Origin of the sequence: Bradyrhizobium sp. SPXBL-02 (genome assembly GCF_051853065.1) — a bacterium.
In the GTDB taxonomy this organism is placed as follows: Bacteria; Pseudomonadota; Alphaproteobacteria; order Rhizobiales; family Xanthobacteraceae; genus Bradyrhizobium.
The window spans coordinates 5348306-5356554 of record NZ_CP182474.1; the positions used below are offsets into that span (position 1 = coordinate 5348306).

At 66.5% G+C, this 8249-nt stretch carries 8 protein-coding genes and 1 riboswitch; of the genes, 5 read left to right on the top strand and 3 right to left on the bottom strand.

Translation table 11 applies throughout. The features are described from left to right. Window positions 1–75 precede the first annotated feature (75 nt). A riboswitch (cobalamin riboswitch) is annotated at window positions 76–296 on the bottom strand. A 40-nt stretch (window positions 297–336) separates the two neighbouring features. Further along, complete coding sequence (gene cobO, locus ACNJYD_RS25125) at window positions 337–972, top strand: cob(I)yrinic acid a,c-diamide adenosyltransferase (RefSeq protein WP_439363658.1); 636 nt, start codon at window positions 337–339, stop codon at window positions 970–972. A 7-nt stretch (window positions 973–979) separates the two neighbouring features. Further along, complete coding sequence (locus ACNJYD_RS25130) at window positions 980–2428, top strand: cobyric acid synthase (RefSeq protein WP_439363659.1); 1449 nt, start codon at window positions 980–982, stop codon at window positions 2426–2428. Here the strand turns inward: ACNJYD_RS25130 and cobD are convergent. Together cobD and cbiB are read right to left on the bottom strand one after the other, a co-directional pair. Beyond that, the gene (gene cobD / locus ACNJYD_RS25135; protein WP_439363660.1) at window positions 2417–3382 is read right to left on the bottom strand and encodes a threonine-phosphate decarboxylase CobD; all 966 of its coding nucleotides are present in this window, start codon (window positions 3380–3382) and stop codon (window positions 2417–2419) included. The genes ACNJYD_RS25130 and cobD overlap by 12 nt on opposite strands. 11 nt (window positions 3383–3393) lie before the next feature. Next, window positions 3394–4335 carry an adenosylcobinamide-phosphate synthase CbiB gene (gene cbiB, locus ACNJYD_RS25140; protein ID WP_349628400.1) on the bottom strand — a complete coding sequence of 314 codons (942 nt, stop codon included), beginning with the start codon at window positions 4333–4335 and terminating at the stop codon, window positions 3394–3396. A 121-nt stretch (window positions 4336–4456) separates the two neighbouring features. Between cbiB and cobU the strand changes: the two genes are divergently transcribed. Genes cobU through bluB form a run of 3 tightly spaced genes read left to right on the top strand, consistent with a single transcriptional unit; the run spans window position 4457 to window position 6376 of the window. Then, window positions 4457–4960, top strand: coding sequence for a bifunctional adenosylcobinamide kinase/adenosylcobinamide-phosphate guanylyltransferase (gene cobU, locus ACNJYD_RS25145; RefSeq protein WP_439363661.1), 504 nt, complete (start codon window positions 4457–4459; stop codon window positions 4958–4960). Continuing rightward, window positions 4957–5739 (top strand): adenosylcobinamide-GDP ribazoletransferase, encoded by a 783-nt coding sequence (gene cobS, locus ACNJYD_RS25150; RefSeq protein WP_439363662.1) that lies wholly within the window; start codon window positions 4957–4959, stop codon window positions 5737–5739. The genes cobU and cobS overlap by 4 nt, the downstream gene beginning before the upstream one ends. Window positions 5740–5743: 4 nt before the next feature. Beyond that, entirely contained in the window at window positions 5744–6376 is a 633-nt protein-coding gene (gene bluB, locus ACNJYD_RS25155) for a 5,6-dimethylbenzimidazole synthase (protein WP_212256820.1), read from the top strand. A gap of 181 nt (window positions 6377–6557) precedes the next feature. On the opposite strand, the gene ACNJYD_RS25160 is transcribed toward bluB, so the two are convergent. Continuing rightward, the gene (locus ACNJYD_RS25160; protein WP_439363663.1) at window positions 6558–8246 is read right to left on the bottom strand and encodes a ShlB/FhaC/HecB family hemolysin secretion/activation protein; all 1689 of its coding nucleotides are present in this window, start codon (window positions 8244–8246) and stop codon (window positions 6558–6560) included. Window positions 8247–8249: the final 3 nt, after the last annotated feature.

The window sequence follows — 8249 nt, forward strand, 5'->3', positions numbered from 1 at the left end:
CGGGAGGCGATGAGGCGCACGGACCATTCTCCTGAAGGCCCGCTTCCCCGTCGCGGAACACCCCGTCCGCCGGTCCAAAACTCGTCCGCGCTGGCAGGTCTCCCGGCTTGCGGAGCAGGGTTTTGGCCCTTCGATCCCCGCCTTCCCGATTCCAAAAGGAATCAGTGGCTTCGGGCATCTCTCCGGTCACGGTCGCGGGGGCGGCTGCAGTTTGGATCCAAATCTTGCCGATTCGGACCCTATCGCATTCCCTCTTCGCCTGTCATAGGACAGGAACCAACGCCGGGCCACCATTTGCCGGTGGCCGCCACTTGTCAAGCCGAAGGACCGGGTCCCATGACATCTGAACCGGATACCCAATTAGCCGAGGATACCGACATCAGGCACGCCCAGAAAATGGCGAAGAAGAAGGCCGCCCGCGACAAGATCATGGCGACCAAGAGCGGCGAAAAGGGCCTGATCATCGTCCATACCGGCGCGGGCAAAGGAAAATCCTCCTCGGCCTTCGGCATGATCGTCCGCTGCGTCGCGCATGGCTTCCCTTGCGCGGTGGTGCAATTCATCAAGGGCGCCTGGGATACCGGCGAACGGCGCCTGCTCACCGGCCATTTCGGCGATCTCTGCCAGTTCCACGCGATGGGCGAAGGCTTCACCTGGGAGACGCAGGACCGTGCCCGCGACATCGCCGCCGCACGCGCCGGCTGGGAGAAAGCCAAGGAGCTGATCCTTGACGCGAACTTGCGCATGGTCGTGCTCGACGAAATCAACATCGCGCTCCGCTACGACTATCTCGACATCGCCGAGGTGGTGGAGTTCCTGACGACGCAGAAGCCTGCGATGACGCATGTCGTGCTCACCGGGCGCAACGCCAAGGACGAGCTGATCGAGATCGCCGACCTCGTCACCGAGATGACGCTGGTCAAGCATCCGTTCCGCTCCGGCATCAAGGCCCAGGCCGGCGTCGAGTTCTGAAGGCACGATGGCACGCGCTTTGATGATCCAGGGGGCCGGCTCGGACGTGGGCAAGTCGCTCATCGTCGCCGGCCTCGCGCGCGCCTTCACGCGCCGTGGTCTGCGGGTGCTGCCGTTCAAGCCGCAGAACATGTCGAACAACGCCGCCGTCACCGTCGATGGCGGCGAGATTGGCCGCGCCCAGGCATTGCAGGCGCTCGCCGCAGGTGTCGAGCCGCACACCGACATGAACCCGGTGCTGCTCAAGCCCGAGACCGATGTCGGCGCGCAAGTCGTGGTCCATGGCAAGCGCATCGCGACCGCACGCGCGCGCGAATACGCGGCGATGAAGCCGTCGCTGATGGGCGCGGTGCTCGAGAGTTTCGAACGCTTGAAGGCGCGGGCCGATCTGGTGCTGGTCGAGGGCGCCGGCAGTCCGGCCGAGGTGAATTTGCGCAAGTCCGACATCGCCAATATGGGCTTTGCCCGCAAGGCGGATGTGCAGGTCGTGCTGGTGGGCGACATCGATCGCGGCGGGGTCATTGCCCAACTGGTGGGCATCAAGTCGGTGATCGATCCCGACGACGCCGCGATGATCTCCGGCTTCGTCATCAACAAGTTCCGCGGCGACCCCACGCTGTTCGACGACGGTTACAGGCTGATCGAGCAAAAGACCGCATGGCGCGGCCTTGGCGTGCTGCCCTGGTTCGCGCGTGCCGGCGAGCTGCCGGCCGAGGATGCGCTCGGCCTGCGCGACGCACGCAAGCCCGGTCAATGCAAGATCGCCTGTCTCGCACTGTCGCGGATCGCCAATTTTGACGATCTCGATCCTCTCAAGCTCGAACCGGGCGTCGATCTCGTATTGGTGCGCCCAGGCGAAGCAATCCCGGGCGACGTGCGCCTCGTTATCGTCCCCGGTTCCAAATCCACCCGCGGCGACCTCGCCTTCCTGCGCGCGCAAGGCTGGGACATCGATCTCCTCGCGCACCACCGCAGGGGCGGCCATGTGCTCGGCCTCTGCGGTGGCTATCAGATGCTGGGCCGCAGCGTCGCCGATCCCGAGGGCATCGAGGGACCTGCGGGCGACACGCCGGGCCTCGGGCTTCTCGATGTCGAGACGGTGATGAGCCCGCAAAAAACCCTCACGCGCGTTGCGGCCGTGCACGCCGCGACGGATCAGCCGATCCAGGCCTACGAGATTCACATCGGCCACACCGACGGCCCGGATCGCGCCCGCCCCTTCGCGAAGCTGGGCGGCGAGCCCGAAGGCGCCATCTCGCACGACGGACGCGTGCAGGGCAGCTATCTGCACGGCCTGTTCACGTCGGATGATTTCCGCAAGGCATACCTCGCTAAGCTCGACATTCCCGCGGGCGACGAGCCCTATCACGACCGGGTCGAAAGCGCGCTCGAGGCACTGGCCGATCACATCGAAGTCCATCTCGACGTCGAAGGCCTGCTCGCACTAGCGCGCTAGGGCCTCGGCCAGGCGCGTCCATTCGGCTTCCCTGCCGGGAAGCCCGAGGCGCAGCCATGTGGGCTGTTGCGCGAAGACACGGGACCAAATGTGGGCGCGCGCGAGCCTCTCTTGCGCGGTCTGCGCGTCAGGCGTTTCGTACAAGCGGAACAGCGGTGTGCCGCCGATCAGCCGCCAGCCTTGCGAATGCGCCATCGCGTCGAGACGACGACAGTCGCGCGCGAGCCGCGCCGACGTCGCCTCGGCCCAGGCCTTATCGCGCAAGGCTCGGCAGCCGATTTCGATCGCCGCGCCTGAAACAGGCCATGGGCCCGACATCGCGGCAAGCCTGTCGATATCGGCGGCATCACCGATTGCGAAGCCGAGCCGCAGGCCGGCCAACCCATAAAACTTTCCAAAGGACCGCAGCACCAATAGTCCCGGCCGATCCGCGTCGGGCGCAAGCGACAATTGCGGATCGGCATCGGCAAAGCTCTCGTCGATGACGAGACGGCCGACGCGCCGGAGCAATGCCAGCAAGTCCTTCGGCGCATGACGTCGACCGTCGGGATTGTTGGGATTGACCACGATGCCGAGGTCCGCACCCGCGAGCGCATCGAGCTCCGCAGCCTCCTGGACATCCCAGCCCGCGGCCGATAGCACCCCGGCATATTCGTTGTAGGTCGGTGCGAGGATGCGCGCGCGCCCTGGCACCGCAAGCTGCGGCAGCAATTGGATGGCGGCCTGCGCACCGCCCATCGCAACGACCGGGGCGCTCGTGCGATAGGCCTGCTGCGCGGCGCGATGCAGAGCCTCGATCTCGGCACGCGAGGGCAGCGCGCTCCACGCGCGCGCGCTCACCTCGCCGACGGGATACGGCAAGCGGTTGATGCCCGTCGACAGGTCGATCCAATCCTCCGCGCGTCCGCCAAAACGCTGCTGGGCCAGGTCCAGATTTCCGCCGTGCTCACGCATGCCCCGTTCTTTCACGCGAAGGCCAGGATCGCAAGCAGGCCTGCGACCAGCGACATGGCACGACGGTAGACGGTCAGCGCCTCCGCGATGTCGGCGGCGCGCGGATCGCGCGCACCTTCGTTCAGCCAGGGCTCGTCGGTCGGACTGCCGTGATAGATGCGGGGACCGCTGAGCCGCACACCGAGTCCGCCCGCCATCGCCGCTTCCGGCCAGCCGGCATTCGGCGAGCGATGACGGCGCGCATCGCGCGTCATGCACGCCAGCGCCTCCGACCGCTGCGGCGCCAGCAGCACGAACAGGAATCCGGTCAGCCGCGCTGGAATGAAATTGGCGACATCGTCGATGCACGCCGCCGCCCAGCCGAAGGCTTCATGCCGTTCACTGCGGTGACCGATCATGGAGTCCAGCGTGTTGATGGCCTTGTAGCCGAGGATCCCGGGCAAGCCGAATAGCGCGCCCCAGAAAACCGGCGCGACGATGCCGTCGGAGGCGTTTTCGGCAAGGCTCTCGATCGCCGCGCGCGCGATGCCGGCTTCATCGAGCGCTGCGGGATCACGGCCGACGATGCGTGAGACGGCATCGCGCGCGGCGGCGACATCGCCGGCCAGCAAAGGCGTGGCGACGGCAGCCACATGATCATGCAGCGAGCGCAGCGCGACCAATGGCCAGGCGAGGATGCCAATCAGCACGATCTGGATCCAGCCCGAAGGCAACAGCGATTGAAGCGCCCAACCGAGCGCAGCGGAGAGCGCGATCACCGCAAGCGCGCCGGCGACGCCGGCGGCTCGACGCAATGCCGGCGGATCGGACGCGCGATTCCAGGCGGTGTCGATGGCAGCAATCAGCCGGCCGAGCCAGGTGACGGGATGGCCGATCCGCGCGAACAGCCATGCCGGCCAGCCCAGAAGGGCATCCACCGCCATCGCCACCACCATCGCGCCCGCAAAGTCCACATCGGTCTCCTGTCCCGCCCCTGTTGCGCAAGACGGCGGCCGAGCGCAAGCCCCTCGCCCCCTGATTTCGGCTTTGTCTTTGGCCGCGTTTGATGATTAGTGCTCATCGCAGGAGACCTTCATGGCCGTCATTCTGATCACCGGCGGGGCGCGATCGGGCAAGAGCACCCGGGCGGAAGCGCGCGCGCGCAGCTTTGCCGGCCAGCCCGTCTACATCGCGACGGCCGAGGCGCTCGACGGCGAAATGCAGGAACGCATTGCAAGACACCGCGCGCGCCGCGGAACCGATTGGATCGAGCGCGAGGTGCCGCTCGATCTCGTGCCCGCGCTGCTCGCAACCGATGGCGGCGGCGCAAGGCTGGTGGATTGCCTGACACTCTGGCTTTCCAACCTGATGCATGCCGGGCGCAACTGGGAGCACGAGGTGAACGCGCTTGCCGCGACCCTCTTCAATCTCAAGAGCCCGGTCGTCCTCGTCACCAACGAGGTCGGCCTCGGCATCGTGCCCGACAATGCGCTGGCGCGCAGCTTCCGCGATGCCGCCGGGATCATGAACCAGATCATTGCCGGTGTCGCGGACGAGGTCGAGTTCGTCGTCGCCGGCCTGCCGATGAAGCTGAAATGATCCCGCGCGCCGAGCTGCTCAAAGACATCTTTGCCGATCTCAGGATGGCGACATCGTTCGTGACGATCCTCCCGGTGGCATCTTCGAAGCCCGCCGGTGACGGCGCGATCGCGCGCGCGACCTGGGCGCTGCCGGTCGCGGGACTGCTGGTCGGCCTCGCCGGCGCCCTCACTTACAAGATCGCCATTCGCCTCGGACTGACGCCGAGCCTTGCCGCTTTGCTCGTGCTGGCCACGACCGCCCTCATCACCGGCGCGCTGCACGAGGACGGACTTGCCGACACCGCGGACGGACTTGGCGGCGGCCGCACGCGCGAGCGCAAGCTCGAGATCATGCGCGACAGCCGGATCGGGACCTATGGTGTCTGCGCACTGATCCTGTCGTTCGGTCTGCGCTGGAGCGCGCTTGCCACGATCGCAAATCCGTGGGCCGTCATGCTCGCATTGTGCGCGGCGCACGTGGCTGCCCGCGCCGGCGTGCCCGCCTTCATGTCGCTGGTGCCGCCGGCGCGGCCTGACGGTTTATCGGCCGGCGCCGGGGCACCGCCCGGCCGCAGCGTGGCGATCGCCTTCGCGCTTGGAACGCTCGCGCTTGCCCTGGCGTTGGGGCCGGGCAAGGCGCTGGTCGGCCTGATCCTGCTGTCGCTGGCCGGCCTGATGCTGGCGCGGCTTGCCATCCGCCAGATCGGCGGGCAGACCGGCGACATTCTCGGCGCGTTCGAGCAGACGGGCGAGATCCTGATCCTGCTGGTGGCCGCGTCCTTCCAGATGGGGCGATGACCTCATGGTCGAGTTCGACGATACCTTCCGCCAGCACTTGCGCGAGCTGTTCGTGTGGCGCCGCGACGTGCGCCGCTTCCGCAGCGATCCATTGCCGGAGGGGGCGATCGATCGCCTGATCGAGACAGCCTGCCTCTCACCGTCGGTCGGCCTCAGCCAGCCCTGGCGCTTCGTCGTCGTCAACGATGCCACGCGGCGCCGGGCGGTCGCCGACGATTTCAAGGCGTGCAACACCGACGCGCTGAATTGCTATTCCGGCGAACGCGCGGCCCGCTACGCCACGCTGAAACTGTCGGGCCTCGAACAGGCCCCCGGCCACCTCGCCGTGTTTGCCGACAAGGCCAGCGACATCGGCCACGGCCTCGGGCGCGCGACCATGCCGGAGACGACCGAATATTCCGTGGTCGCCGCCATCACCGCGATGTGGCTCGCCGCCCGCGCCGAGAGCATCGGCATCGGCTGGGTCTCGATCCTCAATCCGGATCGCATTCACGCCATCCTCGATGTGCCTGAAACCTGGAAATTCATCGCCTATCTCTGTGTCGGCTATCCGGAAGCCGAATGTGACCAGCCCGAGCTGGAGCAGGCGAAATGGGAGCACCGGCGCGGCGCGGAGGAGTTTACGCTGCTGCGCTAAGCGGATCGCGCCCCGGGCAGAGACCAGCAGTCGATCCATCCTCCGTCATTGCGAGCGAAGCGAAGCAATCCAGAATCTCTCCGCAGAAAGGGGCTGGATTGCTTCGTCGCAAGGGCTCCTCGCAATGACGGTGGTGAGAGAGTGGGGCTCGCAATGACGGGGAAAAAGCGTCAGGCCGCCGCTACGACTTGCTCCTGCCGGCCACCGCCGCCACCGGCGCGGGGCTTTCCGGCTTCTGGAACATCAGCAGCGGCCGGAAGATGACGCGGCCATAGGCCTCGTAATGGTTCTGGGTCGAGACCGCCATCTTCAGCGGCGTCGCGTAATTGGCCTCGAAGGTCATGAACGGCGCGTAGGTCCAGGAGAAGCCGACGCCGACCGAGGCCATTTCGGTGACGCCGGGGAAGGTCGAATACACCGCCCCCCAGTCGGTGAAGACGTAGGTGTCGAAACCCCTCAACCATTGCGACCAGTTGTAGTGCAGCTCGGCGTTGAAATAATAGCCGCTGTCGCCGGACGCCGCGCTGGAGGGATAGCCACGCACGGTGGTCGGACCGCCGATCGAAAAAATCTGATCGCCCGGCAGCAGCTTCTCCTGCGTGTACTGCCAGCTCGCCAGCACGTTGGCGCTGAAGTTCGCGGGCCCCGCGGCGCTGGTCGCGATCAGCGAGCCGGTATAGGTGTTGAACGCGCGGTTGTTGCCGAGCACATAGTCATGCCACGCGATGTAGTTCACCGCCGGCGAGACCGTGATCGAATAGGTGTTGCCGGACTTGGTCACCGAGACGCCCGCCGTGGTCTTGTCGTAGTGATCGTCGGTGACGGCGACGGTGGCAAAGCGGCTGACGGTCTTGCCCTCGGTCAAGGCGGCGTTGAGCAGCACCAGCCAGTCCTGGGTCACCCAGACCGGCTGGCTGAGATTGACCGACGCCTGGCTCGAGCGTCCGGTGACGTCGAGCGCGACGAACGGCCCCTGGATGATCTTGATCTTTCCTTCGGTGTAGCTGACGCCGACACGCCCGCCCCAGGGATTGAAGGGAATGCTGTAGGCGACATTGCCGTTGAGATTGCCGTCGGAGCGGACGCCGTAGAAGGTCAGGCGGTCGTCGACACCGAACAGGCCGTGGCGCTTGTAAAAAGTGCCGCCTTCCCAGCGCCCGGTGTTCTCCACGCCCTGATTGTCGACGAAGAGCTGCCAGGTGTCGACCGGCGGCTCGATCACCGCGAACTGGAGGTCGGTCAAGCCGAAGCTCGAGCCGGGCTGCAGCAGCGCCTTGATCTGCACGTCGTTGGTCCGGTTGAACCAGATCACGTCGCGGTTGAGCTTGGGAACGTCGAGCACCTCGCCTTCGGGCTCCTTCACGCGATCGAGGATGTAATCGGTGCGGGTCTGCTTGTTACCCTCGACGGTCGTCTTCTGGAGCCGGCCCTCGGTCAGCTTGACGCGGACGATGCCGCCCTTGGCGTCCTGCTCCGGCAGCGTCGCGATGCCCGTGACGATGCCGCGCGCGACATAGATGGCATTGATGTCGGCGACGAGCTGCAGCAGCGCGGCGATGTCGACATCCTTGCCGACATATTTCTTCGCGATCTCGTCGAGCTCCGCCGGCGTGATGAACTTGGACTCGTCGAACGTGACCTTGCGCAGCCGGAACTTCGGCCCACCCGGCTTGAGGAGCTGGGACTTCTCCCGCTCGCCGCCGATCACTGCGGGCCCGGTGAGCTTGGGCGGCGCGCTCTGCTGCTCGAGCTGGCGGCGCTGCCGGTCAATGTCCTGCTGGATCGCGCCGGGATTGATCGACTGGGCACGCGCGGAGGCGATGCACGATGCTGTCAGCCCGACCGCCAATGCTGCCCGCAGAATCCGCATGCC

What these genes read in the sequence shown, in the direction of transcription:
- cobO (WP_439363658.1), top strand. Translation starts at nt 337, where the DNA reads ATGACATCTGAACCGGATACCCAATTAGCCGAGGATACCGACATCAGG.
- ACNJYD_RS25130 (WP_439363659.1), top strand. Translation starts at nt 980, where the DNA reads ATGGCACGCGCTTTGATGATCCAGGGGGCCGGCTCGGACGTGGGCAAG.
- cobD (WP_439363660.1), bottom strand. Translation starts at nt 3,382, where the DNA reads ATGCGTGAGCACGGCGGAAATCTGGACCTGGCCCAGCAGCGTTTTGGC.
- cobU (WP_439363661.1), top strand. Translation starts at nt 4,457, where the DNA reads ATGGCCGTCATTCTGATCACCGGCGGGGCGCGATCGGGCAAGAGCACC.
- cobS (WP_439363662.1), top strand. Translation starts at nt 4,957, where the DNA reads ATGATCCCGCGCGCCGAGCTGCTCAAAGACATCTTTGCCGATCTCAGG.
- bluB (WP_212256820.1), top strand. Translation starts at nt 5,744, where the DNA reads ATGGTCGAGTTCGACGATACCTTCCGCCAGCACTTGCGCGAGCTGTTC.
- ACNJYD_RS25160 (WP_439363663.1), bottom strand. Translation starts at nt 8,246, where the DNA reads ATGCGGATTCTGCGGGCAGCATTGGCGGTCGGGCTGACAGCATCGTGC.